Genomic DNA, 26,194 nt, shown 5'->3' with positions numbered 1-26,194 from the left:
ATGAATAAATATAGAATTCTGGTCGTGGATGATGAGCTGCTAATTAGAGATTTGCTTTATGATTTCTTTAGTTCTCAGGATTGGGATATCATGGTTGCCGAAGGCGGCTATAAGGCCATTGAGTTTTTAAAAAATCAGGATTTTGATATCGTTTTAACGGATCTAAAAATGCCTGATATGGATGGTATGGCTTTGGCCGGACGCATAAGAGAATTATACCAGGGATTGCCGGTCGTCATAATGACGGGTTACCCCTCGCTGGATTCCGCAATTGAAGCGCTTCGGTATAAGATAGATGATTACATAATAAAACCGTTTAATGTCAATCAACTCTTTAAGACTATAAAGCGAGTAGTCGAGGAAACAAATAGTAAGATACAGGCGGGGGAAGCCTAACATTTGATCAGCTGAAAAATGACGACCAATAAGGCGTGTAATATATAAACGCATGTATCCTTATCATAGGGGAAGCCTTAATAGAGAAGATTAGACCACATGATTCATCGTCGATTAGGGCACAAGGGAAAGAGTAATGGTTAACAATGAATTAGATCTGGAATTGACCGAAGAAGAATTCGAATTGTTCCGCGATTTCATTCATGAACAGGCCGGAATATTTTTCGCGGACAATAAAATGTATCTGGTTAAAAATAGGCTTTGTAAGCGGATTAATGAGCTGGGTATTAGGAATTATAAGGATTATTTTTATCGAGTCAAATACGACGTCACCATGAGAGAATTCAATTATTTGATGGATTTGGTGACCACGAACGAGACTAGTTTTTTCCGAAATCCGCCTCAATTGAAATCCTTTTCTGAAGAGGCTTTGCAGGTGGTAATTAAAAATAAGGTGGAGAATAATAAACCCAAATCGATCAAAATATGGTCGGCCGGATGTTCGACCGGTGAAGAACCGTATACCCTGGCTATGATACTACTGGAGCATCTGGGAACCGCTTTGGGGTGGAATATTGAAATTGTGGCGACCGATATTTCCGAGCGGGTTTTAACGACCGCTCGACGAGGGCTTTATAATGAAATCGCACTCCGGACGACACCCAAAGACTTGATAAAGAAGTATTTCAGCCATGACGGACAAAAGTATGCAATCAATCCGGCAGTCAAGAATCTGGTAAGATTTGGATTCCTTAATTTACATGATTCGCGGAAATTATCGATGTATTCCAATATGGATTTCATTTTCTGTCGAAACGTTATGATCTACTTTTCGGATGAAGTGAAAAAGCAATTGGTTCGCGGATTTTATAATTCTCTCGCTCCGGGAGGGTATTTCTATATCGGTCATAGCGAGTCCCTGCACGGAATATCAAGAGCTTTTAAACTGGTTTATTTCAAAAATGCCCTGGTTTACAATAAAGAAGAAAGCCGCGGCGGGGTCGATACGGCTGCGCGAGATATTCAGGGTAAAAAACTGGCAATAACAACGGGGGCCGGCTCAGGAGCGGGAAAAGCAATAGAACTGTTGAAGAAAATTAAACCCATGTCGAATAATAGAGTAGGAAATACAGGCTAAATATAGAGGTATGATTATGGAACACACAGTGTTAGTTGTGGATGATTCTCGGACAATTGTGAAATTCGTCTCGTTCTCGCTGAAAAACCGGGGATTTAATGTTCTGACGGCCAGCGACGGAATGGATGCCATTGAAAAAATATCCACGCACGCGACACCGGTGGATCTGATAATAACCGATTTGAACATGCCTAATGTTGACGGCTATGAATTGATCTCGACTTTACGCAAAAATAGCAAATACCAGGAGATTCCGATTATCATTCTGTCTTCGGAGGAAGATGAAGAGGATAAACAAAAAGGAATAGACGCCGGGGCATCTTCCTACCTGGTTAAGCCATTTAAATCCACAGTGTTATTGAGAGAAATATCGAAATATTTGGAATAAACGATAATTGTGAAAACATAAAAGGAGGCCGCTTTGGCTGATTTAAAAATTCTCGCAGTCGATGATTCTCCGACAATGCGTCGGATAATTGTTAACTCTTTGAAAAAAGCGGGTTACAGCGACATTACCGAAGCCTGCGATGGCAAAGACGCCCTTGCAAAAATGAAAGTCAATAATTTCGATTTCGTAATTACCGATTGGAATATGCCGGAGATGGACGGGATGACTTTTGTTACCAATATTCGTGGTTCTTCGGACTATAAAGAAGTCCCTATCCTGATGGTAACGACCAGGTCGGTTAAGGATGATATAGTCGACGCCATTAAGGCCGGCGTTAACAGTTATATTGTGAAACCGTTTACGCCGGACATTCTTAAAGAAAAAATCGAACAAGTTATGGCTAACGTTTAAGGAGAATATCATGGCGAAAAAAGAATCTACAAAGATAGAAAAAAATCAGTTCACGGAAAGGTTACGCGCAGAACTGAAAAAACTGACGGGTTCCATAAATGAAATTATGCATAATATGAAAATGATGCAGAACCCGATTATGGAATCCCGCGAGAGATTACCCAAGGCTAATGAACAACTCGGGAAAATATCCGCCCAAACCGAAAAAGCGACTCATACGATGCTGGATATGGTTGAACAAATTTTGGAACACCAGGAAAAGATCATGCAATTCACAGGTGATGTCACCGGGTTTTTTAAAAAGTCGCGTTCCAAATACAAAAATGTTCATCTTGATCATTTGGCCCGCATTAAAGAGATGGCATCAATTTCACAGAATAACGCTTTTCTTATAATGGATGCTTTACAGTTCCAGGATATTACCTCTCAGCAAATGCGGCACGCTTCAACTTTATTGGAAGATATTGAAAATCGCCTGCAATATCTTTTGGCGGCTTTTGAAGGAAAAGAAGTATCCGACATTGAAAAACAACATGCCCTTACCGGGCAGGCTTATGATCCCGAAGCCGATTTATTTAACGGGAAAAATCAAGGTGAGGTAGATAGTATCGTTTCCACGGTCGCCGTCAAAGATTAACAAGGGGAGTAAACATGTCGACGACTGACGTCGAAATGATTGGACTTGATGAAATGCAGGAAATCATTGTTGATTTTCTGGTAGAAGCTGATGAATTAGTAAATTCGCTCGACAATAATCTCGTCAAGCTTGAGGAAACGCCTGAAGATCCGGATCTCTTAAATGAGATTTTCCGTGCGGCTCATACGATAAAAGGAACTTCGGGGTTTCTCAGTCTTGATGATATAACATCGCTGACTCATAAGATGGAAGATGTGCTGAACAAGATGAGGAAAGGCACATTGAAAGTCAACGGCAACATTATGGATGTGTTGCTTGAGTCGGTCGATAATTTGAAAATACTCCTTCAGGATGTTTCTGACCATAAAAAAGTGGACCGGGATTTAAGCGGTATCATTTCAAAGTTGGTCGCGATAAATGAAGGCCAGGAAATCGAATCGGTTAATGAGGAAAAGACACCACCCAAAGATGAAATTTCCGTTCAAAAGGGATCCGAAAACAAACCTGCGGCGCCGGTGCAACAGTCCGCGAAAAAGCAAAATAATGTAGCTGGCGGCAACCATCAAGAAAAAGAAACTATCAGGGTTGAAGTCAATCGCCTTGATACATTAATGAATCTTATGGGGGAGTTGGTCCTGAGCCGAAATAGCCTTCTGCAAACGACCAACAATTTGGGGCGTGAGCATGAAGACTTAGCGGGGATGGATGACTTGAATCGGGCGGGCTCTCAAATCAATTTCGTAACCACCGAAATACAATTGGCGGTTATGAAGATGAGAATGTTACCGATCGAAAAAGTCTTTACAAAATTCCCCAGAATGGTTCGAGACCTATCTCGCGAGGCCAAAAAGAAAATCAAACTTGAAATGTTCGGAGAAGAAACGGAACTCGATAAATCGGTTATTGAGTCGATTGGCGATCCGTTGGTGCATTTAATCCGAAATTCGTGCGATCATGGAATCGAGATCCCCGAAGACAGAATCGCAAACGGCAAACCGGAAGAAGGTACGATTCGACTGGGTGCGTCTCAGGAGGGTTCCAATATCGTAATCTCAATTGAGGATGACGGCAAGGGTTTAGATATTGAAGCCATAAAAAGTAAGGCTATTGAGCGCGGATTGACAACTCCGGAAGAAGTGGAACGTCTAACCAGTCGGGAAATCTATAGCTTTATTTTTCAACCCGGTTTTTCTACCGCCAAGAAAGTTACCGATGTTTCAGGGCGTGGCGTAGGGATGGACGTTGTCAGGACCAATATTGAAAAGCTCAAGGGTATAATCGATATTGAATCCGAGGTTGGAAAAGGTACAACAATCAGCATTAAGCTTCCATTAACGCTTGCCATTCTACAAGGCTTATTAATCATTAGTGAAGATGAAACCTATATCGTACCCCTGGCGTCGGTGCTGGAAACTCTGCGAGTTTCCCTGGATGAAATAGAATCAGTTAACCGCAGGAGGGTCATTACCCTTCGCGACGGATTATTACCTATCGTTAATCTTAATCATGTACTTAGGGGCAGGGCTAACACTGCCGATAAAAGCGAAAATCCGTATGTTGTTGTTGTGGGACTTGCTGATAGACGATTGGGATTGATTGTTGATGAGCTTCTGGGACAAGAGGAAGTTGTAATTAAATCAATGGGTCACATGCTGGGTAAAGCCAAGGGTTTGGCAGGAGCTACTATCCTGGGCGACGGCCGAGTCAGACTCATTGTTGATTTAATTGGGCTTTTCAAACTTGCCAATGAATATAACAAATAAAGACTGATATCAGATGATTCAAAAAAATATAATTCGCGTACTGGTTGTTGATGATTCCGCGTTTATGCGCAAAGCCATCAGCATGATGATCAGTGATGATCCTGAAATTGAGGTTGTCGGAACAGCAACAAACGGAGAAGAAGGCGTTGAAAAGGTTCTTGAACTCGCTCCCGATTTGGTGACAATGGATATAGAAATGCCTCGCATGGACGGTTTGACGGCGTTGCGCAAAATAATGAAGGAAAAACCGACTCCGGTAATGATGGTTTCTTCATTAACATCCGAAGGCGCTCAGGCCACCCTGGAAGCGTTGGATCTTGGCGCGGTCGATTTTATACCCAAACAGTTATCATACGTTTCGCTTGATATTGTTAAAATCAAACAGGAATTAATTGCGAAGATTAAGCATATAAAAAACCGCAAGAATCTTCTTATGGCTCAATACCGCACGCGTTGTGTATCGGGAATTAGTGCGGCTGTCAAGAGAAAACGCCAAGTGGCAAAGCCGTTGCTCGGCGTAGCGATGCCTCTTTCATCGAAAGCCGGGAAGAAAAATATTCGTGTCGTGGCCGTCGGGGTTTCGACCGGGGGACCTCCGGCGCTTCAAAGAGTCATTCCTCAATTACCCAAGAATTTTCCCGTACCGATTTTGATTGTCCAGCATATGCCGCCAATGTTTACCAAAACCCTCGCCAACCGACTCAATGGTTTATCTGCGCTGCAGGTTAAAGAAGCTGAAGGCGGCGAATCTTTACAAGGCGGTATGGTGTATATCGCTCCCGGGGATAAGCATATGATCGTTAATCGCAGCGGCGCCCGGCATGCCATAAAATTATCCAATGAACCGGCAGATACTTTATACAAACCGTCGGTGGATATCATGATGAATTCGGTTGAGGACAATTATCGGGGTACAGCCATGGGAGTTATTATGACCGGTATGGGCCACGACGGACTTATGGCGGCAAAGCGTGTTAAAAAATCGGGCGGAATTATGATCGCTCAGGATGAAAATACCTGCATAGTTTATGGTATGCCCCGAGCCGTCATCGAAGCCGGTATCGTCGATCGTATTAGTCCTATCGAACGGATAGCAGCCGATATAGTATCGTATTTCTAATCGAACCTGATCAGCTTTAATTACAATAACTTTTTTGTTGATTTCTCTTGTTATATATTGCTTGTTTTTATCACCATGGAAGGTGAGAAGTACAGCAAACAGGGTGTTCAATCGAGTGATGAACTAACTCAATTCAGCGAGTCGTTCGAAACATTCAATAAAATCATTAATAATTTACAGAGGCAGTACCTTACCCTCGAAAAAGAATATAGCGGCCAAAGCCGTGAACTCGAAGACATTAACCACCGTCTAAGAGCGACCATTGCTGAGAATCAATCGGTTACGACTTTTTTGAATTCTATTCTTAGCTCCTTGACTTCCGGAGTTTTGGTTGTGGATAAATCCGGAATGATATCGCATTTTAATCCGGCTGCCGAGAAGATCGTCGGAATTCCGGCCAGCGCCGCACTTGGAAAAAAATATGATGAAGTGATTTCATGTTCCACGGGAGCGCGGTATTCCGCTCTTGATACGGTTTCAACCGGGGTTGAATTCGAGGCCGAGGAAAAAGTACTACTGAGTAACGACGGCAAAGAAATTCCGGTTTCCGTATCAACGTCACTGCTTGATGACGGCAATGACGACACTTATGGAGCGGTTGAAATATTTTTCGATATGACCAAAATCAAAAGGCTGGAAGCGGAAGTAAACCGGGTCAAAACCCTGGCCGCTTTGGGTGAGATGGCCGCGACGGTGGCGCATGAAGTCCGTAATCCGTTAGGTGGAATAGGCGGATTCGCGGCTTTACTAAAAAGAGAACTGGGCGACGATAGCGTTAAAGTAAATCTGGTAAATAAAATAATCTCGGGTGTGGATACTCTGAATAAAACCGTTATTGCTCTTTTGGATTACACTCGCCGGGATCAATTAAATATGCGGGAAGTATCTCTTAGCGCTCTTATCGAAGATAGCGTTGAATATGAACGAGCCCAGGAGGATTTAAAAGAGATTTCTATCGAGATTGATATTGAGAATGAAAAACGAAGCCTGACTGTTGCCTGCGATCCGCATTTGATGAGACAAGTGTTTTTGAATCTTTATCGAAATAGCCGGGAGGCAATGAACGGAACCGGCAGGATAACAATCAGAGCTGGCAGAGAAAATAGTATAAATGCCGACTCGAACGATGAAAACAAGGTGTGGATCGAGGTAGAGGATACCGGCCCGGGAATTCCCGCCGACTTGTGTGATAAAATATTCCGACCCTTTTTTACGACTAAATCCAGCCAGAATGGGTCAGGATTGGGATTGGCATCGGTTTGGAAAACGGTTCAGGCGCATGGGGGCGATATAAGCGTTAAATCGGAAGAGGGGAAAGGATCGAATTTTAGAATTATCCTGCCCGCCTCCGATTAATTAATTTTCGGTCTTGTAAAGGACGGATAAAATGAAATTGAGCATTCTGGTAGTGGATGATGATAAACTCGTAAACGAGTTTATCGGTGAGACTCTTCGGCGCGTTCGACACGATGTTACCGCGGCATATTCCGGAGAAGAAGCCAAAACAATATTGGAATCGCAATCGTTTGATCTGGTAATAAGCGATATCAAGATGCATAAAACGTCCGGGATGGATTTGTTGAAAATAATTATAGAAAAATACCCGGATACGGTCGTGATTTTGATGACTGCTTATGGCACCGTTCAAAACGCCGTTGAAGCCATGAAAATCGGCGCTTTTGACTATCTTGTGAAACCTTTCTCTCCCGATGAAGTGGAGATGGTCGTCAGCAAAGCGCATGAATTTATGTCGATGCGTTCGGAAAATATGCTTCTCAGGGCGGAAGTGAATGAAAAATACCGAACCCTGGTGGGCGCGTCGAAAAAAATGACAGAAATTTTTCAAATGATACAGAATGTCGCCCCGAGCCGCTCGACGATTTTAGTAAGCGGTGAATCGGGCACTGGCAAGGAATTAATCGCGCGAGCTATTCATCTTTATTCTGACCGCGCTGAAAGGCAATTTATAAAACTGAACTGCGCCGCTCTTCCCGACGGACTGATGGAGTCAGAATTATTTGGTCATGAAAAAGGCGCTTTTACCGGAGCCGACAAGCAAACCCGGGGAAGGTTCGAGCTGGCCGACGGAGGGACGTTGCTTCTCGATGAAATTTCCGAAATTCCGAATAAACTCCAGGGTAAATTGTTGCGAGTGCTTCAAGAGCGGGAATTTGAGCGGGTTGGTTCGGGAACTTCTATGCAGGTTGACGTTCGGATTATAGCGACAACTAATCGCAATTTGAAAAAAGAGATAGCCGACGGGAATTTTCGGGAAGATTTATATTATCGTCTGAACGTAATACCGATTGACGTGCCCCCGCTAAACCAGCGGATGGAGGATGTCCCGCTTCTGGTGGAACATTTCCTGAGTAAGTATAGCGAGGAAACCGGTAAAGAAAAGAAATCCCTCGATGAATCCGCGATGAGGCTGTTTATGAAATATCATTGGCCCGGAAATGTTCGCGAAATGGAGAATTTTATCGAGCGAGCCGTAGTCATATCACAGGAAAAATCTCTTTCGGCCAAAGATTTCCCATCATCGTTGGTTTTAGGCAAAATTGAAGATAAGGGCGGCAATTTTAGAGTGGGGATGACGGTTCACGAAGCCGAAAAATTACTTATTCTAAAAACACTTGAAGAACAGGATGGCAATCGAACTCGCGCCGCTGAAATTTTGGGTATCAATCCCCGAACCCTGCGCAACAAACTCCATGAATACGGCATGGCCGATACTTCTTCAGACTAAATTCAAACTTAGTGTGTATTACAAAATGATAGTAACTCCATAGCCGCCTCGACCGGGGCGGCTTTTCTTTACGGATTTAGAGGTGTTAAAATCGGGAGTTTTGCCGATATCCTGAATGATTACTCGATTCGTATCGAATTAGAAAAAAGTTATGGCAAGAAAAAAATTCTACATCGACTTAGCTACATTCGGCGGGCTGGCGATTGGCATTGGCGCTATTCTTATGGCGTTTTTTATGGAGGGCGGCCGGCTTCAGGCCATAACCCGGACTGCCCCGATGTTATTAGTCATCGGCGGGACTTTCGGCGCGGCGATGATTACCACATCGTTTAGCACTGTTAATAAATTGCCAACTCTTTTGAAAATAGTGTTTTTTCGAAAAAACCCCGATTCCCGGAAAACCATAGATATGATAACAAGGATGGCCGAAAGGGCTCGACGGGAAGGCGTCCTGGGACTTGAACGGGATTTGCCTGATATTGAGGACGGATTTTTCAAAAAGGCCATTCAGTTAGTTATCGACGGGACTGAGGCGACAACTCTGCGCCAGATTTTACAGACCGAAGTTAGTTACATGTTCGAGCGCCATCGTGTCGGAATTGGTCTTTTTAAGGCTTTAGGCGGATTTTCGCCGACGATGGGCATTATCGGGACCGTCCTGGGATTGATTCATACTTTATCTAATACTTCCGACGCAGGTAAGATGGCCGTCGCAATAGCGGGAGCGTTTATCGCGACACTGTGGGGTATTGCCATGGCTAATATCATTTATCTCCCGATTGGTGATAAACTGCGATTTCGGCATGATGAAGAATCGGCCAATATGGAGCTTATCATCGAAGGGGTCATAGCGATTCAATCGGGCGATAATCCTCGAATTATTCGGACTCGGTTAATGTCGTTTATCAAACCTGAATTGCGCACCGAACAATCGTTTGAAGAAACTCGCAAGGCGGTGCAGCAACGTGCCAAAACGGATGATGAACTGGTACAGATGCGTCTCCGACGTAAAAAATTCGAATCCTTACTGCGAGTTGATGAGTAATGTTTATTCATCGCCGCAAATCAGATATTCCAGAGGATAATTCTGATCGCTGGTTACTCACCTATGCCGATCTCATAACTTTGCTCCTGGCATTCTTTATCGTCATGTATTCCATGTCACGTATTGACGCCAAGAAGTTTGGCAAAGTTTCGCAGGCGTTGCATGGCATCCTGAAGGGCGGTCCGTCGATCTTGAGGTCTCCCGATGTTGATAATTCCAATACCGGGCATGGCCTTCTCAAGGTCGGCAGCTTGAAAATGCTGCAGACCAAAATAAATGGCGAACTGGATAAGATTGGCCGCCGGGGAGATATTGTTACTGAAATCAATGAACGGGGTCTGACTATTCACATTATGGAATCGGCCATGTTTGATGAAGCCGAAGCGGAACTCAAACCGCGGGCGCGTGAGCTGTTGGATTTGGTCGCGGCAGATATTCTGGGAATGCCTAATCATGTCAGGGTGGAGGGGCATACCGACAGCAGCCCCATCCGAACTTCATTATTCCCGTCTAACTGGGAACTATCTGCCACCCGTGCTACTCAGGTCGTGAGATATCTGATTGAAAAGCATAGTTACCCGGCCGAGAAAATTTCGGCTGCCGGTTTTGCCTCATATCGTCCTTTCGTGCCAAATACTACTCTTGAGAATAAAGCCAAAAATCGCCGGGTTGACATCGTGGTGCAGACAATGGAGCTGTCTATCGCTGAGCCTTCATCGGAGCTTGATCAGTTTACCAAAGAACAATTGGAGGTCATGAGCGAAATCTCAACGGAAATAGATTCCTCTCCGGGCTGGAATAATTTTCCCGAAAATCAATAATCCAGCCCAATAAGAACTCCCCTCGAAAAATCACAACTTCTTATTATCCAATACGATACAGTATATGTCTCCGCGTTGGCATCGGCCTTGCTTTTAGGCTTGTCGGAGAAAACTATGGCTGATTTTATAAAAGCGACAATTTGGCAGAAAACCGGAGTCGATAAACTTTCCAAGTTTCTCGATTTGGCGTCTCAGCGGCATAAGTTGATAACCGCTAATCTCGCCAACACGACTACACCCGGGTACGCTGCCAAAGATATCGATTTTAAGGCGGAGATGAAAAAAGCCCTCGGTAGCGGTCCCGTATTAGCGATGAAGGCTACCAATCCGGGCCATATACCCAATTCGGGACCAAACAACAAGGTCAAGATTTTGAAGCATGGTCCGGAATCCGATGATGATTTGAACGGCGTCGATATTGATCGCGAAGTCACTAATCTGGCGGTCAATCAGATGCGTTATTCAATCGGCTCCAGGATATTGCAAAGAAAAGTACAGTTTTTGAAGAAAGCCATTAGAGGCAGTTAATAGAGGACGTGAATATGGATGGTATATTTTCTGCAATAGAGATTTCGGGAAAAGGCATGTCGGTACAGCGGCGCAAGATGAATGTCGTTTCCGAAAATATCGCCAACGCCGAAACGACTCAGACTGAAAGCGGCGGGCCCTACCGGCGCAAAAGATTGGAAATTAGCGCCGAATCTGAAAAGATACCGTTCAAAACAATCTTACAGAAAAGCCAGAATAGCCTGATTCGAACTCACAATTCTCATCTTGAGGCGGCTCCGATAACGAGTAAATTTTATGGCAGTGTTGACATGGCCAGCGCCAGGGAAGTGAGCGAGGGACAGGATTCATATAAACTGGTTTATGATCCCGGACATCCCGATTCGGATGAGGAAGGTTATGTCAAGATGCCCGATATTGAAATCATAAACGAGATGGTCGATATGATCGCTGCGAATCGTTCTTATGAAGCCAATGCCATGGCCGTATCGGCGTCAAAGGAGATGGCCAAAGACGCATTGGATATCTAAAATCACTTGAAGTAGAGAGGGAAACAGAAAGTGAAGATTAATACTGTTCCGGTCGAGGCATATCGCCAGGCCGGAAGTCAATCAGCGAAAAAAGACCAAGCCGGTTCACAGGAGAAGTTTGATCTTAAAAAGGCTCAGGAAGCCGAGAAGATTGTTCTAACCGGCCAAAAGTCAGGAGAAACCGGGGCGATTCGCGTTGAAAGTTCGCCTTCGGTTCTCAGTAATATACTGACCGCGGATGAAAACGCGGCGTTGGTTAAGAGTTTTGCCCGTTTTGGGGATTCGGCCGAATCCAATCAAATTTACGGGCGCAACGCTTGCACGCATGGAAGCAGCATCACCGGTCTGAAAGTGGATTTGACGGGATGAGCAAGATAGGTTTAATTACACGGCCGATTCTTCCGGAATTTCCCGGTAAAGATCAAATTAAGGTTAATAAGCCTGATGGAGAAGGTTTTGGCGATTTTTTATCCAAAGCCATTCAAAGTGTCAATGACATGCAATTGGAAGCCGGAGAGGCCCAGGACAAATTGATCCGGGGAGAGGCGGCTGAGTTGCATCAGGTGATGATTGCCGCGGAGAAGGCGGGAATATCTTTTGATCTTTTATTGGAAATCAGGAAGAAACTGTTGGAAGCTTATCAGGAAATTGTGCGGATGCCGATGTAAACATACGGTATCTGAATCTGATATTCATTTCAAATAGGATTTGATATGGAATATCTTAAACAGGTTATTGGACACCTGGCCGATATCGTTAAACAAATGACATTGGGTCAGGTCGTAATGCTCGTGGCTGTCGTCGTGGGTTTCATCTTTGGTATTGTCACCGTTGCCGGGTGGGTCGGCTCGGTAACATATCAACCGTTATATACTAATCTTGAGGCGGCCGAGGCCGCCGAGATTACTCGGTATTTGGCCGATAACGGTGTTTCGTATAAAATCACCGCCGGAGGAACCGCGATTGAAGTTCCCGAAACGGATTTGCATGAAGCCCGATTATCCCTGGCCTCGCAAGGGTTGCCCAATTCCGGAAATGTCGGATACTCGATTTTTGACGAAACCAATCTGGGAATGACCGAATTTTTGCAGCAATTGAATTTTCGGCGGGCTCTTGAGGGTGAATTGGCAAAAACCATATCATCATTGCGCGAGGTCCAGACGGCGCGAATACATATTGTTATCCCGGAGGAAAAATTATTTTCCGATCAGCAGCGGGAGGCGACCGCATCGGTCGTTTTGAAACTGAGACATTCGGGTGGGCTTAGCAAAAAGCAGGTCAACGGGATTACTCATCTGGTGGCAGCGTCAGTTGAAGGTCTGAAGGCCAATAACATTACGATTATTGACTATGACGGCAATATGATCTCATCCGGTAGCGGTGATAATGAAGTGGCGGCAATGACTTCCAATCAATTGGAAATGACCCGGTCGGTTGAAAACGATTTGGAGCGAAAAGCGCAGACAATGCTTGACGGTGTCCTCGGTCCCGGAAAAGCGATCGTTCGCATAACGGCCGAATTGAATTTCCAGCAATATGCGCGGACCTCAGAAAATTATGACCCCAATATGGCGGCAGTCAGGTCGGAACAAAAAACGGAAAATACAGGTAAGGCAACCCAGAAGGCGGCTGAGGACGCTGAAAACAGCGAAGAAAATAATTCCGAAGTTACGGTTACTAATTACGAAGTTTCCAAGACGATTGAATCAGTTAGTAACGCCGTGGGCAATATTAGCCGCCTATCAATTGCCGTTTTACTTGATGGCTCATATCAGATGATTGAAGATGCTGACGGCGTTGAGGAATTGGTCTATGAACCTCGTCCTCAGGAAGAGATTGACCGTTTGTCGGCAATTGTCAAAAATGCTGTCGGTTTCACATCGGAAAGAAATGACCAGATTGAAATTGTCAATATCGCTTTTGATAAGACGTACATGACTGAGCAGCAAAAATCTCTCGACGAACAATACACGCGGGAGTTTTATTATGATATAGGCAAGAAAGTATTTATAGTTCTGGCCGCTTTGTTAGCTCTCCTTTATCTTCGCAAGAAAATTAAAAAGCTCTTTGAAAGCATTGGAAAGATTATACCCTCCGCTCCGGTCCGTTTTGGAGAATCAAAATCCGGAGTTGTTTCAGACAGCGCAAAAACGGAAGAAGAGCTTATGGAAATTGAAGAAATAGAAATTAAGAAACGGCAACCCAAACTCATCGACAGGATGCAAAAAGTGGCTAAAGATAAGCCTGATGAGATTGCCAAAGTCATAAAAACTCTAATGGTTGATGTTGATTAGGTGAGATATGCCTCCAACTTATGAAGATTTAACAGCGAGTCAAAAGGCCGCCATCGCGCTGGTTGCTTTTGGAACGGAAGTATCTTCTTTAGTCCTGAAATCATTAAATGAACAGGACCTGGAAAGAATTACGGTTGAGATAGCCAATCTGCGCGAAGTCCCGCCCGATGTGGAAGAGCAGGTTATAAAAGAATGCCATGATATCTTTATGGCCCGCCAGTATGTATCTCAAGGCGGCATTGATTTTGCCAAAGATATTCTGGAAAAAGCTGTCGGTGGGAGACGGGCCCTTGATATTCTCAATCGTCTGGAATCATCTTTGAGAACCTCAGGTTTTAACCTGCTGAAAAATATTGATCCCCAGCAATTGGTGAACTTTATCCGCAATGAGCATCCCCAGACGATATCATTAATATTAACTCAGCTGGTTCCCCAGCAGGCGGCCGGTGTAATGTCCGAATTGCCTCCCGAATTACAGGCTGAAGTAGCTCTGCGAGTCGCAAATATGGAAAAGATATCTCCCGGTGTTCTTAAGGAGGTGGAGATAACTTTACAGGGGCATTTCGCTGACAGCGCCGGGCGTGATTTGTCGGTATCAGGCGGCGCCAAAACGATTGCCGAGATATTGAACCTGATTGAAACCGCATCGGAAAAAAATATTTTGCAGGCGATTGAAGCCGAGGATGCCGATTTGGCGGCGGAAATTAAAAACATGATGTTCGTCTTTGATGATCTTATTCTGCTTGATGATCGTGGTATCCAAAGACTTCTTAAAGAAGTCGAGACTAAAGACCTGGCGATATCTCTCAAAGCCGCATCCGAAGAAGTGAAGAACAAGATTTTCGCCAATGTATCCGAACGTGTGGCTGTGTTGATCAAGGAAGAAATGGAATTTATGGGTCCGATGCGTTTGACAGACGTTGAAACGGCGCAGCAGAGAATTGTTGAATCGGTACGCCGACTTGAGGAAGAAGGCCAATTGGTTATTGCCGGTCGCGGTGGAAAGGAAGATATCATTGTCTAAGGTTTTATCCATTCCGCTAACCGACGCCAGAGTGCTGATTGGAGAATATTCAATTGACCGTGAGGCCGAAGAAAAGGCCGAAATGTTACTGCAAAAGAAATATCCGGGATTGATGGTCATGACTTCAGCCGAAGGAAAAAAACAGGTTCCTTTGCAGGATATTATTCAACTTGATGATAAATTCCGGCAGGAAGTTAAAGGAGCTTATAGCAAGGGTTATGAAGAAGGACAAAAGTCTGGCCATGAACGAGGTCAACATGAGGGTCTGGAAGAAGCCCGTCAAATTGTCGCGTCGCTGAGCGGTGTTTTATCCGATATCACTAATCAGCGACATCAGATATTGGCCGATGCCAAAAACAAAATCCTTGAATTAATATTGAAAATTTCCCAAAAACTGACTTTTGCTGCGGCAGAATTCGATCCTCAAATCACAATGTCAATTATTTCAGGAACGATTGAGCAATTGCTCGATAAAAGGAATATCAAGGTTAAAGTCCATCCAGGTCACTTGGCCGAACTGGAACAACATATCGATAAATTTATGGGTAGCAATACGGCCATCAAAGAATTTAACATTGAGCCTGATCCGCGTATTAGGGTAGGCGGTTGCTTTATAGAAACTCCATCCGGAGATATCGATGCCCGACTCGAATCGATGTACGATGTGATTAAACAAGCCTTGATCGATGGTGAGGATTCTCCAGAGTGAAAATTGAGTACGATTATTACGGTAGTAAGATTGATTCTTTGCGCCTGATAAAGCAATTTGGTACTGTAAGCCGCGTCGCTGGACTGGTAGTTGAATCAAAGGGCCCCGCGGTTCCGGTGGGATCTTTGTGCCGCATTGAATCGGCCAATTCGGAATTGTCGGTTCCGGCCGAAGTTGTCGGATTTAAGGAACATACTATTTTTCTTATGCCGCTGGGAAGTATCCAGGGCATCACTCCCGGTTCCATTGTGACCAGTACCGGCGAACAATTGGGTGTGCCGGTCGGCGATCAGCTTTTGGGGCGCATATTGGATGGTTTAGGAAATCCTATAGATGATAAGGGTCCGATTATAAGTTCGTATAACAGGTTATTATATTCACAGCCTCCGGCAAGTTTGAAAAGAACACGAATCACAGAACCTCTTTATACCGGAATCAGGGCTATCGATACTATGGTCACCTGTGGCAAGGGCCAGAGATTGGGCATATTTTCCGGCTCCGGTGTCGGTAAATCGATCATGATGGGGATGATCGCGCGAGGTACCAGCGCCGATGTAACCGTAATTGGGTTAGTGGGCGAGCGCAGCCGGGAAGTAAAAGAATTTATTGAAAATGATCTGGGACCGGAGGGATTGCAACGAGCGGTAGTCGTCGCGGTTACATCAGATGAACCGGCCTTAATCCGCCTCAAAGGTATATTAACGGCGACTACAATCGCGGAATATTTCAGAGATCAGGGGAAAGATGTTATGCTGTTAGTCGATTCATTGACCCGGGTAGCGATGGCTCAAAGAGAAGTCGGTTTATCAATCGGTGAACCTCCGGCGACCAAAGGTTATCCTCCCTCAGTATTCGCGATACTGCCCAAAATCCTGGAGCGTTCAGGGCCGGGGACTATAGGTTCGATTACCGGTTTATATACTGTACTGGTAGAAGGTGATGATTTTAATGAACCGATTTCAGACGCGGTCAGGTCGGTAATCGACGGTCATATAGTTTTATCTCGGCCACTGGCATCCCGTAATCATTATCCGGCCGTGGATGTTCTTGACTCGGTTAGTCGTTTGATGCCACAGGTCGCGAACGAAGAGCATAAAAAATCGGCGGGACGAATCAAGGAACTCCTGGCGACCTATCGCGATGCCGAGGATTTGATAAATATCGGCGCCTACGTAAAAGGTTCTTCCCAAAAAATCGATGACTCGATTTACTGTAATGACAGAATAAATGACTTCATGAAACAGGGGATACATGAACAGGCTGATCCGGGCGAGGCTATTGAAACCTTGCCGTCATTGATTGAAATACCGGAAAATGAAAGCGAAAAGGCCGTTGAAAAGGTTTAAGTATAGATTCGAAAAAGTTCTCTCATTTAAAAAACATCTCGAAAAACAAAAGCAACGGGAACTGGCCGAGGTGGTTGATTTTGAGCAAAAACAAAAACTGAAAATACTTGAAGTTCTGGACGATAGAGCCAATTACCAAAAACGGGAGAAGAAATTACTAACCGGGAAATTAGACGCCAATCTACTAACACGATACTCCAGATATTACATGAAATTGAAACAAATGGAAATTGGCGGACGAGAATTATTGGCCAATATAAGAGAAGAATTGGGGAAGAGACGAAAGGTTTTGATTGAGGCGACGAAGCAAAGAAAGATCTATGAAAAGTTGAGAGAGCGTCATCTGGATAAGTACACAGTCGAAATGAATTTATTGACGCAAAAAGAAAATGACGATATCGGTCAGACGATGTTTTTAAGAAATAAATAATCCTCTCTACATTAATAAAAAAAGCCCCGGCCTCGGTCGGGGTTTTTTATTTGAGCTCGCATTACTTAACGAGTAGCATTTTTCGAATTAGAGTTTTGTCATCCGCTTTAAGCCGGTAAAAATAAATTCCGGAGGAAATGGCATGACCCTGGTCATTTTTCCCGTCAAAGACGATTTCCTGTTCCCCGGCCGGCATAATTCCGGAATGCAAAATTCTAATCCTTTGCCCCAGTATATTGAAAACTTCAAGATAGACTTTTGATTGTTGGGGTAATCCAAATCGGAAGGTAGTGGTTGGGTTAAATGGATTAGGATAATTTTGGGCCAGGTATAAAGTGCCGGGAAGGGCGGTAGTTGATTCATTATTAATATCCGTTGTCATATCGATAATAATTGACCCCGTCGAGAAAGCCGGATAGGCTTTGACATAATCATAAATAGGGCCGAGGTGAACCAGCATTTCCAGATCGGATGCCATCATGGTGTCAAGAACGACAAAGGGAGTCGTCCCGGTCGTAACACACGAAAAATATATTTTTGCCAGAGGGCCCGTACCCGGGGGAAGAAGCTGAGTGTCAAAGAAGTCTATACTCAATAATGCCTGTTTGAGATTATTATCAATGAGAGTACTCAGGTTGGCGGCATTCTGTGACCGCGTGTCGGCGATTGAAATCGAATCGATAAAGAGATTGTCCGAGGTGTACGTAAATGGCAAAACTATTTTACTAAGACCGATTTCGGTTAACCCATATACGGTAACCTCAAAATTCTCGCCGGCTCGCGTTTCCACATTGTCGAACCAAATAGAATCATTCAGCGCGGGAGCAAAAGTGTTGTTAATGTGGCCCCGGTTGAAATTGGGGGTGAACCATTCATTGGTGTATAGAACAAAAGTCAGTTCGGTATTTACGGTCGTTGTGTCGAAATAAATCATCCGCTGCGGATAACCGTCTGGAATAGTGACGAATAATCGGGCCAGGAGCCCACGCCCGGAATCGATGTAAGTATCATCCAGGGTAAATTCAAGAGCTCCGATATGAACCTGGGCAAGCGCCGAATCAATAATACCCAGCGTCGTTAATCTACCTTCAGCCCTGCTTCCCGCGAATGACACCGAATCGACAATTAGATCGGGGTAGAAATAGGCGAGAGGTGCGTCTATTCCCGTTATTTTCTCGGCGTTGGAAAAATAAACGCCCAAAATGACTTTTTGCCCCGAATGAGCCGAAATAGTATCAATCCAAAGCGTATCAGTCTCACTGACCGGATTGATTGCGCCGGCGGGGGAGATCAAGAGTCCTAATAGCGCGGAAATGAATAGCGCGCTCTTTAACATATTTCTGCCAATCTCATACACCTAATTGCTTTCTTCAGCAAAAATTATGCTATAATTAACGACTAAGAAGGCTTCCATCCCTGTAATGTAGAAGAACTACGTAATTAGGCCTACATAAAGAAGTTAGATTTACCCGAACAAATATAACACATTTTTTCTCGTTTTCAAGCAAATATTGCGCTTCTCAGTTGTCGAGTTTTATGCAATAAATTGCGTAAAGAGAATTTTCTGTCACCAAATTGAAAAAAGCGTTTAACTTGTTTTGATTTATGACGATAACATTTTTATGAAACTGACCCTTAAGACTCGACGGACCGCAATGCCTAAAAAAACCGAAAGATGCGCTTTCCTAAAATGTTGTTATCTCGCTGATGCCCTCGAATGTTATGGATATAAATCCGATTGTGTACTTTACCAAAAGTCCAATAACAGGTTTTGCAGTCGCCTGATGTTCGATAAGGCCGTTGACAAAATGATCGATAAAACCAAGGCCAAATATAGTTTGCCCCCTTCTCTCAAATCCGATTTATCCAAAGCTTAAGGAAAAATCTTCAATCCCACTCGGGAGATTTTTTCCGAAATTCCAATTCCATAATATATCCCCATTCTTATAAATAATTGTAAGTCACAGTACAATAATTGGTTAGAGGCATTGCTCGGTTGACGCTTTTGCGGCACAGTCCTTGCCTATGATGGAATTGGAGGAATATCTATGATTAAGGGTATATATAAAGCCGCGTCCGGTATGGTTCCCAGAATGAAGAAGCAGGAAATTACCGCCAACAATATCGCCAATGCTTCAACGCCCGGATATAAAAAAGACTCGACTTTTATAAAGGAACTCGATACCGCAACCAAATCGATATTGCCGAGAAAATCAGACTGGCAAACTCCAATGATTGACCAAATATACACTGATTACTCGCAAGGGACTTTCAATAAAACCGGAAATCCGCTCGATGTCGCTATTGAGGGCGAAGGATTTTTTGTTCTGGAAAGCATCGACGGAGGAGATCGCCAGTATTCCCGTAACGGAAGCTTCTCTGTGGACATCGAGGGTTTTTTAATTAGCAGCAGCGGTTTTCGCGTGATGGGAGAGGGTGGCCCGATTGAGGCTGCTGGCGGCATGGTTGAGATTAATGAATCCGGTCAGTTGATGATAGATGGAAATATCACCGATCGCCTGCAGATAGTGAACTTTGAAGATAAAAGCATTCTGGGAAAAGTCGGTAGTTCCGGATTTATGGCTCCCGAGGATGCCGGACCGTTGCCGGCTGAAGGATTCTCAGTTCGGCAGGGATTTCTGGAAAACTCCAATATTAACGTTATCAAGGAAATGGTGGGGATGATAATTACCCTTCGTAATTTTGAAACCGGGGCGCGGATGATTCAATCCCAGGATGAGAGTCTAAAGACGCTATTTACTCAAGTAGGCAAAACACGAATGTAACAAATAAAGGAATTTATCATGATTAAGGCCATGAACACGGCGGCGACGGGAATGGTCGCTCAGCAGACTAATATTGACAACATTGCCAATAACCTGGCAAACGTCAATACCACGGCATTCAAGAAATCAAGGGTAGAATTTCAGGATATTCTATACCAGAATTTCCGGCGGGCAGGGACGCCTTCTGCTGTCGGCGCGATTATCCCCACTAATCTTGATATCGGTTATGGATCCCGTGCGGTCGCAACAATGCGTGAGTTTAGTCCGGGTTCGGTGCAAATCACAAAGAGCGCGACCGATATGGCGATTGGTGGCAACGGTTTTTTTCAGGTTCAAATGCCGGATGGTACCACCGGATATTCCCGTGATGGATCGTTTAAGCTCAGCGCTGACGGTCAGTTTGTAACGTCTGACGGTTTTATAATGACCCCCAATATTACCGTACCGCAGGATGCGACGGATTTATCGATCGGCATTGATGGTCAGGTGTTTGTCCTTATTGTCGGGAACGATACTCCGCAACAGGTAGGTCAGATTGAATTGGCGAAATTTATCAACCCGGCCGGATTGTCGGCGGTAGGTCACAATATCTTTATTGAAACCCCCGCCTCGGGCACTCCGATTACCGGTAACCCCGGTTCGGAAGGATTCGGCCCGGTCGAGCAGGGGCATCTGGAAACTTCCAACGTTTCGGTCGTCGATGAAATGGTAAATATGATTATGGCACAACGAGCCTATGAGATAAACTCCAAAGTTATCCAAACATCCGATGACATGACGCAAGTTGTGAACAATCTGAAGAGGTAATTATGAGAAGAACAGCTTTGATTGCGGTAATTTGCCTGATGATTATGCCGGCCGTATTAATGGCTGAGAATAGCAAAGAAGATATTCAATATCTCGAAACATATCTCGCCGAAAAAATCGTTTCTGATTATGAGCTTAATTCGGATGACGTAGAGATACGACTAATCAGATGCGCTGCCAGGCTTGATGATTTATCTTCATGCGATATTCAGGCTTACCCCCTAACGCAATCCAATCCCCGGGGACGTTTCCCAATGCGAGTCGAGATTTATCGAGATGATGCCATGACAGGGAAAGGGTCGGTTACGCTTGAAGTTCGGATTTTTGCTGACCTGCCGGTTCCAATCCGGCGGATTAGTCGCAACGATATTCTGACTCCTCAAATGTTCAGTCTGAAGCGATTCGATGTGACGTCAATAAGGGAAAAAATGCTCACCGATCTTTCTCAAATGGAAAATATCCGGGCCAGGCAAAACTTGAGTGAAGGTCGGTATGTTTCTTTGAATAAAATTGAAAAAATCCCCGATGTGGAAAACGGAATGCCGGTCTCGATCATAGCCTCGTCCGGTATATTTGAAATACGCGCCAAGGGAATGGCGCTTCAGAGAGGATATATCGGGGAATCGATCAAAGTCAAAAATATCGATTCCAAAAAAATAATTATGGGGAAGATAACATCTCCCGGAGTAGTGGAAATAACGCTCTGAACCATGGAGGGTCAGATGAATATAAAACGAATTCTTATCATCACCGCGGTTATGTTGCTTCTGCCGTTTACTCTCAAAATTTACGGCGGCGATTTTGGTCAGGCTGCTTCTCTGTTTTCGGATATAAAGGCGCATAAAGTCGGTGATATTCTTACCGTCAACATTTATGAAAACACGCAAGCCACCAATAAATCGGAAAGTAAAATCGAAAAAGCAGGAAAATTCGAGACATCCGGCGGTCCCGGCACAGGTATCCTCGATTTTATCCCGCTCTTCGGCGTCAAGGGCGAAAATAAAAACAGTTTTGACGGCAAGGGTGAAAATCTCCGTAATCGAAATTTAAGAGCCAAAATGTCCGTGACCGTTATGGCCGTCAAAGAAAACGGCGATCTGGTTATCGAAGGCACGCGCACCATTGGAATTTCCAATGACCGAGAGACATTGACTCTCAGCGGAGTGGTTCGTCAGCGCGACATTAACCCGGATAACAGCATCGAATCGTATTTGATTGCCGACGCGCAAATATCGTATCGCGGCAAAGGAGCGATTACCGACGCCAGCCGCCCGGGACCGATTATGCGATTTCTTAACTGGTTGTTTTAGGAGGAATTATGGATTTACTTAAGAAAATTCTGACATTCGTTGTTCTCCTGAGCCTGCTGGGCGCTTCGGTTATGGGCTCTTCAGTGCGCATCAAAGATATCTCCCGGATTCAGAGCGACGCCGAAATGGATTTGATCGGTTACGGTCTCATTATCGGTCTTGACGGCAGCGGTGATGGCAAAGGTACCCAGTTTACCATTCAGGCTCTTGTCAATATGATGGAACGAATGGGGTTGACCGTTGATGCCAAACAGGTAAAAGTCAAAAACGTCGCCGCCGTCATGGTGACGGCCAAAATCACCGGGGCCTCCAAACCGGGCTCACGAATAGACGTGACCGTATCGTCGGTCGGGGACGCTTCATCATTACAAGGTGGAACTCTTTTGATGACGCCTCTTTCATCGATAGACGGGACCGTTTATGCGGTGGCTCAGGGTGCGGTGTCGATTGGCGGTTTTAATGTTCAATTGGAAGACGGCAATAAGATCGTGAACAATTATACTCTGGTTGGACGAGTTCCCAACGGGGCTTTAGTCGAACGCCAACCTCCCGAAACTGGAAATAATAAGGATTTATTCCTGTCGCTAATCAATCCTGATTATACGACTTCATCACGAATAGTCAACGAGATTAACAAGAAGTACGGCCTTTGCGCTTATGCTATTGATGAAGGAACCGTCAGAGTCAGGGTCCCCGATTCACTGGCACATCCAAATGATAAAATAAATTTCATATCCCGCGTGGGCCGCTTGCGGGTTTCTCCCGACGTGGTTGCCAAAATTGTCATCAATGAAAAAACCGGTACGATTGTGGCAGGCCAAAATGTATCGATTTCGCCTGTAGCCATGGCTCATGGTAACATAACAATAAATATCAGAACTCTGCCGGTCATATCGCAGCCGGATCCTTTTTCCGATGGGGAGACGGTTGTCACATCCGAATCGCGCTTGTCGGTCGAAGAGGAGTTGGCGCGAATTATTCAGTTGCCTGAGATCGTTACAATTTCACAGATTGCCAGCGCCCTCAACAGCATTGGAGCGACTCCGAGGGATATTATCGCTATCTTCCAGGCCTTAAAGGAAACCGGGGCTTTACGAGCCGAATTGGTGTTGATGTAAATGAAAATTAGTCCTTCAGAAATGAACCTGGGAGCGATTAAAAAACAGTCGTTCGGAAAAATCTCCGGTGATGAATCATTGGAGATTAAAAAGCATCGATTGCGCAAAGCGACTAAAGAATTTGAATCATATTTTGTTTTACATATGCTCAAGGCGATGCGCAAGACAATTCCGAAATCGGATTTGACATCGGGTGGACTCGGCCAGGGCATTTATACAGAAATGTTTGACGAACAGTTGGCTCGAAAAGTTTCGGGAAGCTCAACTAATAGTCTGGCCGATATACTTTATAAATCATTGGTGACCCAGCTTGAAGCGACCGAAAATTCCGAAAATAATGCTGATAAAGAAATCAGCACTGATATTTTAAATTTGCCACGATATCGAAACTCCTCCGGCGGCAGGATAGGTTCAAATAAGGCAAATGGGAGGCAGGTTGAAAAAACTGAAAGCTCAATGTCTCCATCGATTATTCGCAAGCCGCCAATTTCAAATGATCCAATCCTTTCCGAATTCGGACAAAGCATCGGTGCCGCTTCTCGAAAATACGATCTTAATCCCCAATTAGTCTATTCTGTAATTCTGGTGGAATCAGGGGGACGCCCTGACGCGATTTCACATAAAGGCGCCAAAGGCTTAATGCAATTGACCGACACAACCGCCGTCGAAATGGGCGTCAGCGATAGTTTTGATCCAGAGCAGAATATCATGGGCGGCGCCAAATATCTCAGAAAAATGCTCGATAATTTTGGTGGAAACTTAAAGTTGGCTTTGGCCGCGTATAATGCCGGGCCCGGAACCGTTTCAAAATTCAACGGTGTTCCACCGTATCCTGAAACAGAAAAATATATTGAAAGAGTATTGGATAAACTCCAGATAAACAAAAAGGAGTAATCGATTAAAACTTTGGGCTAAAGAGAATTATGAAAAATACCGAATATAAATATATGGATGGAACCATAGAAAAACTATTGGATAGACTCATCAGCGTCATCGGCAGTGAAGCGATATTGTTCGAGAAATTCCTTGAATTACTGGAAATACAGCAAAAGGCGCTGGTCGAAAATAATACTGAAGAATTGCAATCGGTAACATCCCAATTACAAAAAATCGCGTTGGAATCAAAGCATCTGGAAGATGAACGTGCGGAGATAGTGGAGACAATTCAGAGACGGGAAGGCGCGCAAGCGGATTTGAATGTATTGCGAATTTGTGAAATGACCGACAGGTCCCGCTCGACCCAATTGAGAACCCTGCGGGAAACGGTGTTGAGTTTATATTCGCAGATCGAGGAAACCCGAATGCGCAACGGTCTTTTGATAAAACAGTCAATGGATCAGATTCGAAATACAATGGAATCAATCGGGCGTATTCCGGCCCAAAAGGATATATACCAGGGGAAAGGGAACATCTCAAAAGAATATGCACCGATCGGTGTGGATAGGAGAGTTTAGGGATGCCGGGCTTATTTCATGGATTGGAAATCGGCAAGCAAGCGTTGCTCACCCATCAGTTGTCAATGACGACGATTGGACATAACCTCGCCAATGTCAATACACCCGGATACTCCCGCCAAAGAGTTACCGTTACCTCGGCCATGCCGATTGAGATGGCTAAGTTTAATATCGGATCAGGCGTTACGGCCAAAACGATTACCCATGTTCGCGATTTGTTCCTAACCAATCAGTACCGTCGGGAAAGTAAGTCCCTCGGCGAATGGACCTACAAAGAAAAATCTTTATCGCAGATAGAATCGTTCTTCGCCGAACCCAGCGATAACAGCCTGGGAAGCGCCCTCAATAATTTCTGGGAAAGCTGGTCATCTCTTGCCGCCGGAGACGCCGACTCCTCGACACCGCGCAATCAGATTGTTGCCAGTGCGAGGACGCTTATCAATTCCTTCAGGATACTGGACCGTCAGGTAACCGAACTGATTTCATCAACCGATAATGATATTGTTAACCGGGTAGAGCAGCTTGGTCAATTTGCAAAACAAATCGCCAATCTGAACAGATTGATAGCCAGTGAAGAACTGGGAGGACAAAAGGCGAATGATTTGCGTGACCAGCGAGATTATTTGGTCGATGAGTTGTCAAAACTAGTAGATGTTGCGACTCGTGAAGAGAAGAATGGAACTATCAGCGTTTTTATCAGCGGTCTGGCCATTGTCGAAAACGCGGATACATACGAGTTGGAGATCCGGAAATTAAGCAAAGACAATATAGTCATAAGTGAAATAGTCTGGGAAGGTACTTCAACCGCAGTCAAGCTAAAAGGCGGCGAGTTGAAAGGCTTAATCGATGTGCGGGATACTATTGCTCCCCGTTATCGCAATCGTTTGGATGATTTGGCCCAAACATTGGTGACCGAGTTAAACGCTATTCATAGGGCTGGCACCGACGTGTACGGCGACACCGGATACAATTTTTTTAACCCTCTTTTCACGACCGCCGGGACAATCCGGATTGATAATAGCATTACGCTGGATTCCGGGCGCATCGCCGCTTCTTTAAGCGGCGAAATCGGAGATAACGCCAATGCTTTAGCCATCTATGATATCAGGAATGGCTTGGTCGGAGCGTTGGGGAACGCCTCGATTACGGAATATTACAATTCCACCGTAGGCATGGTTGGGGTTGAAACGCACGAGGCGAAAACGTTCAAGAGCAATTTTGAGGTCCTGATGCAGCAGATTACCAATTCTCGGGAATCTGTCCAGGGCGTATCACTTGACGAAGAAATGGCGAATCTGGTGAAAATGCAGCATGCATATAACGCCGCCGCCAGGATCATTACGACAATGGATGAAGCGCTTGGCACGGTTATCCAGGGAATGGGCGTAGTCGGGCGGAGCTAAAAAACTTTGAG

At 44.7% G+C, this 26,194-nt stretch carries 29 protein-coding genes; 28 read left to right on the top strand and 1 reads right to left on the bottom strand.

The features are described 5' to 3' along the window. The 20 genes from V3V99_00630 to fliJ all read left to right on the top strand — a co-directional run bounded on the left by V3V99_00630 (position 1) and on the right by fliJ (position 17,305). Positions 1-396, top strand: coding sequence for a response regulator (locus V3V99_00630; GenBank protein MEE9441161.1), 396 nt, complete (start codon positions 1-3; stop codon positions 394-396). Between the two features lie 136 nt (positions 397-532). Beyond that, positions 533-1,534, top strand: a complete 1,002-nt coding sequence (locus V3V99_00625; protein MEE9441160.1) for a protein-glutamate O-methyltransferase CheR — start codon at positions 533-535, stop codon at positions 1,532-1,534. Between the two features lie 16 nt (positions 1,535-1,550). Then, a complete protein-coding gene (locus tag V3V99_00620; protein MEE9441159.1) occupies positions 1,551-1,922 on the top strand; it encodes a response regulator in 372 nt (123 codons plus the stop codon). A gap of 33 nt (positions 1,923-1,955) precedes the next feature. Continuing rightward, on the top strand, positions 1,956-2,333 hold the full coding sequence (locus tag V3V99_00615) for a response regulator (protein MEE9441158.1): 378 nt from the start codon (positions 1,956-1,958) through the stop codon (positions 2,331-2,333). A gap of 10 nt (positions 2,334-2,343) precedes the next feature. Then, positions 2,344-2,970 (top strand): protein phosphatase CheZ, encoded by a 627-nt coding sequence (locus tag V3V99_00610; GenBank protein ID MEE9441157.1) that lies wholly within the window; start codon positions 2,344-2,346, stop codon positions 2,968-2,970. A 14-nt stretch (positions 2,971-2,984) separates the two neighbouring features. Next, the gene (locus V3V99_00605) at positions 2,985-4,733 is read left to right on the top strand and encodes a chemotaxis protein CheA (GenBank protein ID MEE9441156.1); all 1,749 of its coding nucleotides are present in this window, start codon (positions 2,985-2,987) and stop codon (positions 4,731-4,733) included. A gap of 28 nt (positions 4,734-4,761) precedes the next feature. After that, entirely contained in the window at positions 4,762-5,853 is a 1,092-nt protein-coding gene (locus tag V3V99_00600) for a chemotaxis response regulator protein-glutamate methylesterase (GenBank protein ID MEE9441155.1), read from the top strand. A gap of 57 nt (positions 5,854-5,910) precedes the next feature. Further along, entirely contained in the window at positions 5,911-7,209 is a 1,299-nt protein-coding gene (locus tag V3V99_00595; GenBank protein MEE9441154.1) for an ATP-binding protein, read from the top strand. A gap of 31 nt (positions 7,210-7,240) precedes the next feature. Then, complete coding sequence (locus tag V3V99_00590; GenBank protein MEE9441153.1) at positions 7,241-8,599, top strand: sigma-54 dependent transcriptional regulator; 1,359 nt, start codon at positions 7,241-7,243, stop codon at positions 8,597-8,599. Between the two features lie 151 nt (positions 8,600-8,750). Further along, positions 8,751-9,644 (top strand): motility protein A, encoded by an 894-nt coding sequence (locus V3V99_00585; protein ID MEE9441152.1) that lies wholly within the window; start codon positions 8,751-8,753, stop codon positions 9,642-9,644. Next, positions 9,644-10,465, top strand: a complete 822-nt coding sequence (locus tag V3V99_00580) for a flagellar motor protein MotB (protein ID MEE9441151.1) — start codon at positions 9,644-9,646, stop codon at positions 10,463-10,465. Before V3V99_00585 ends, V3V99_00580 begins: the two co-directional genes overlap by 1 nt. A 114-nt stretch (positions 10,466-10,579) precedes the next feature. After that, positions 10,580-10,993, top strand: a complete 414-nt coding sequence (gene flgB, locus V3V99_00575) for a flagellar basal body rod protein FlgB (protein MEE9441150.1) — start codon at positions 10,580-10,582, stop codon at positions 10,991-10,993. 14 nt (positions 10,994-11,007) lie between these two features. Further along, entirely contained in the window at positions 11,008-11,502 is a 495-nt protein-coding gene (gene flgC / locus V3V99_00570; GenBank protein ID MEE9441149.1) for a flagellar basal body rod protein FlgC, read from the top strand. 30 nt (positions 11,503-11,532) lie between these two features. Beyond that, a complete protein-coding gene (locus V3V99_00565; GenBank protein MEE9441148.1) occupies positions 11,533-11,871 on the top strand; it encodes a hypothetical protein in 339 nt (112 codons plus the stop codon). Next, a complete protein-coding gene (gene fliE, locus V3V99_00560) occupies positions 11,868-12,170 on the top strand; it encodes a flagellar hook-basal body complex protein FliE (GenBank protein ID MEE9441147.1) in 303 nt (100 codons plus the stop codon). The genes V3V99_00565 and fliE overlap by 4 nt, the downstream gene beginning before the upstream one ends. A 45-nt stretch (positions 12,171-12,215) precedes the next feature. Continuing rightward, positions 12,216-13,796: a flagellar basal-body MS-ring/collar protein FliF gene (fliF, locus tag V3V99_00555; GenBank protein MEE9441146.1), complete on the top strand. Its 1,581-nt coding sequence runs from the start codon at positions 12,216-12,218 to the stop codon at positions 13,794-13,796. 7 nt (positions 13,797-13,803) lie between these two features. Continuing rightward, the gene (gene fliG, locus V3V99_00550) at positions 13,804-14,820 is read left to right on the top strand and encodes a flagellar motor switch protein FliG (protein ID MEE9441145.1); all 1,017 of its coding nucleotides are present in this window, start codon (positions 13,804-13,806) and stop codon (positions 14,818-14,820) included. Further along, the gene (locus V3V99_00545) at positions 14,813-15,529 is read left to right on the top strand and encodes a FliH/SctL family protein (protein MEE9441144.1); all 717 of its coding nucleotides are present in this window, start codon (positions 14,813-14,815) and stop codon (positions 15,527-15,529) included. Before fliG ends, V3V99_00545 begins: the two co-directional genes overlap by 8 nt. Then, the gene (locus V3V99_00540) at positions 15,526-16,875 is read left to right on the top strand and encodes a FliI/YscN family ATPase (protein MEE9441143.1); all 1,350 of its coding nucleotides are present in this window, start codon (positions 15,526-15,528) and stop codon (positions 16,873-16,875) included. The genes V3V99_00545 and V3V99_00540 overlap by 4 nt, the downstream gene beginning before the upstream one ends. Further along, positions 16,862-17,305, top strand: a complete 444-nt coding sequence (fliJ, locus tag V3V99_00535; GenBank protein MEE9441142.1) for a flagellar export protein FliJ — start codon at positions 16,862-16,864, stop codon at positions 17,303-17,305. The genes V3V99_00540 and fliJ overlap by 14 nt, the downstream gene beginning before the upstream one ends. Before the next feature lie 61 nt (positions 17,306-17,366). Here fliJ and V3V99_00530 read toward each other — a convergent pair whose 3' ends face one another. Then, complete coding sequence (locus V3V99_00530; protein MEE9441141.1) at positions 17,367-18,641, bottom strand: T9SS type A sorting domain-containing protein; 1,275 nt, start codon at positions 18,639-18,641, stop codon at positions 17,367-17,369. 712 nt (positions 18,642-19,353) lie between these two features. On the opposite strand from V3V99_00530, the gene flgF reads away from it, so the two are divergent. From flgF to flgK, 8 genes are read left to right on the top strand one after another with little or no spacing between them, the layout of a single operon-like run. Continuing rightward, the gene (gene flgF, locus V3V99_00525; protein MEE9441140.1) at positions 19,354-20,091 is read left to right on the top strand and encodes a flagellar basal-body rod protein FlgF; all 738 of its coding nucleotides are present in this window, start codon (positions 19,354-19,356) and stop codon (positions 20,089-20,091) included. 18 nt (positions 20,092-20,109) lie between these two features. Further along, positions 20,110-20,898 carry a flagellar basal-body rod protein FlgG gene (gene flgG, locus V3V99_00520; GenBank protein ID MEE9441139.1) on the top strand — a complete coding sequence of 263 codons (789 nt, stop codon included), beginning with the start codon at positions 20,110-20,112 and terminating at the stop codon, positions 20,896-20,898. 2 nt (positions 20,899-20,900) lie between these two features. Then, positions 20,901-21,605 carry a flagellar basal body P-ring formation chaperone FlgA gene (flgA, locus tag V3V99_00515; protein MEE9441138.1) on the top strand — a complete coding sequence of 235 codons (705 nt, stop codon included), beginning with the start codon at positions 20,901-20,903 and terminating at the stop codon, positions 21,603-21,605. Positions 21,606-21,620: 15 nt separating this feature from the next. Next, a complete protein-coding gene (locus tag V3V99_00510) occupies positions 21,621-22,208 on the top strand; it encodes a flagellar basal body L-ring protein FlgH (protein ID MEE9441137.1) in 588 nt (195 codons plus the stop codon). Between the two features lie 8 nt (positions 22,209-22,216). Further along, positions 22,217-23,326 carry a flagellar basal body P-ring protein FlgI gene (locus V3V99_00505; GenBank protein ID MEE9441136.1) on the top strand — a complete coding sequence of 370 codons (1,110 nt, stop codon included), beginning with the start codon at positions 22,217-22,219 and terminating at the stop codon, positions 23,324-23,326. Then, a complete protein-coding gene (locus V3V99_00500; protein ID MEE9441135.1) occupies positions 23,327-24,220 on the top strand; it encodes a transglycosylase SLT domain-containing protein in 894 nt (297 codons plus the stop codon). Between the two features lie 29 nt (positions 24,221-24,249). After that, entirely contained in the window at positions 24,250-24,780 is a 531-nt protein-coding gene (locus V3V99_00495; GenBank protein ID MEE9441134.1) for a flagellar protein FlgN, read from the top strand. 2 nt (positions 24,781-24,782) lie between these two features. Next, on the top strand, positions 24,783-26,183 hold the full coding sequence (gene flgK / locus V3V99_00490) for a flagellar hook-associated protein FlgK (protein MEE9441133.1): 1,401 nt from the start codon (positions 24,783-24,785) through the stop codon (positions 26,181-26,183). Positions 26,184-26,194 lie beyond the last annotated feature (11 nt).

Source organism: Candidatus Zixiibacteriota bacterium (assembly GCA_036480375.1).
Lineage (GTDB): Bacteria > Zixibacteria > MSB-5A5 > GN15 > JAAZOE01 > JAZGGI01.
This window is presented reverse-complemented; position numbering and strand designations above follow the sequence as displayed.

Excerpts from the sequence above, each read along its gene's own strand:
- V3V99_00630 (MEE9441161.1), top strand. The coding sequence starts at position 1 with ATGAATAAATATAGAATTCTGGTCGTGGATGATGAGCTGCTAATTAGA.
- V3V99_00625 (MEE9441160.1), top strand. The coding sequence starts at position 533 with ATGGTTAACAATGAATTAGATCTGGAATTGACCGAAGAAGAATTCGAA.
- V3V99_00620 (MEE9441159.1), top strand. The coding sequence starts at position 1,551 with ATGGAACACACAGTGTTAGTTGTGGATGATTCTCGGACAATTGTGAAA.
- V3V99_00610 (MEE9441157.1), top strand. The coding sequence starts at position 2,344 with ATGGCGAAAAAAGAATCTACAAAGATAGAAAAAAATCAGTTCACGGAA.
- V3V99_00605 (MEE9441156.1), top strand. The coding sequence starts at position 2,985 with ATGTCGACGACTGACGTCGAAATGATTGGACTTGATGAAATGCAGGAA.
- V3V99_00590 (MEE9441153.1), top strand. The coding sequence starts at position 7,241 with ATGAAATTGAGCATTCTGGTAGTGGATGATGATAAACTCGTAAACGAG.
- V3V99_00585 (MEE9441152.1), top strand. The coding sequence starts at position 8,751 with ATGGCAAGAAAAAAATTCTACATCGACTTAGCTACATTCGGCGGGCTG.
- V3V99_00580 (MEE9441151.1), top strand. The coding sequence starts at position 9,644 with ATGTTTATTCATCGCCGCAAATCAGATATTCCAGAGGATAATTCTGAT.
- flgB (MEE9441150.1), top strand. The coding sequence starts at position 10,580 with ATGGCTGATTTTATAAAAGCGACAATTTGGCAGAAAACCGGAGTCGAT.
- flgC (MEE9441149.1), top strand. The coding sequence starts at position 11,008 with ATGGATGGTATATTTTCTGCAATAGAGATTTCGGGAAAAGGCATGTCG.
- fliE (MEE9441147.1), top strand. The coding sequence starts at position 11,868 with ATGAGCAAGATAGGTTTAATTACACGGCCGATTCTTCCGGAATTTCCC.
- fliF (MEE9441146.1), top strand. The coding sequence starts at position 12,216 with ATGGAATATCTTAAACAGGTTATTGGACACCTGGCCGATATCGTTAAA.
- fliG (MEE9441145.1), top strand. The coding sequence starts at position 13,804 with ATGCCTCCAACTTATGAAGATTTAACAGCGAGTCAAAAGGCCGCCATC.
- V3V99_00530 (MEE9441141.1), bottom strand. The coding sequence starts at position 18,641 with ATGTTAAAGAGCGCGCTATTCATTTCCGCGCTATTAGGACTCTTGATC.
- flgF (MEE9441140.1), top strand. The coding sequence starts at position 19,354 with ATGATTAAGGGTATATATAAAGCCGCGTCCGGTATGGTTCCCAGAATG.
- flgG (MEE9441139.1), top strand. The coding sequence starts at position 20,110 with ATGATTAAGGCCATGAACACGGCGGCGACGGGAATGGTCGCTCAGCAG.
- flgA (MEE9441138.1), top strand. The coding sequence starts at position 20,901 with ATGAGAAGAACAGCTTTGATTGCGGTAATTTGCCTGATGATTATGCCG.
- V3V99_00510 (MEE9441137.1), top strand. The coding sequence starts at position 21,621 with ATGAATATAAAACGAATTCTTATCATCACCGCGGTTATGTTGCTTCTG.
- V3V99_00505 (MEE9441136.1), top strand. The coding sequence starts at position 22,217 with ATGGATTTACTTAAGAAAATTCTGACATTCGTTGTTCTCCTGAGCCTG.
- V3V99_00500 (MEE9441135.1), top strand. The coding sequence starts at position 23,327 with ATGAAAATTAGTCCTTCAGAAATGAACCTGGGAGCGATTAAAAAACAG.
- V3V99_00495 (MEE9441134.1), top strand. The coding sequence starts at position 24,250 with ATGAAAAATACCGAATATAAATATATGGATGGAACCATAGAAAAACTA.
- flgK (MEE9441133.1), top strand. The coding sequence starts at position 24,783 with ATGCCGGGCTTATTTCATGGATTGGAAATCGGCAAGCAAGCGTTGCTC.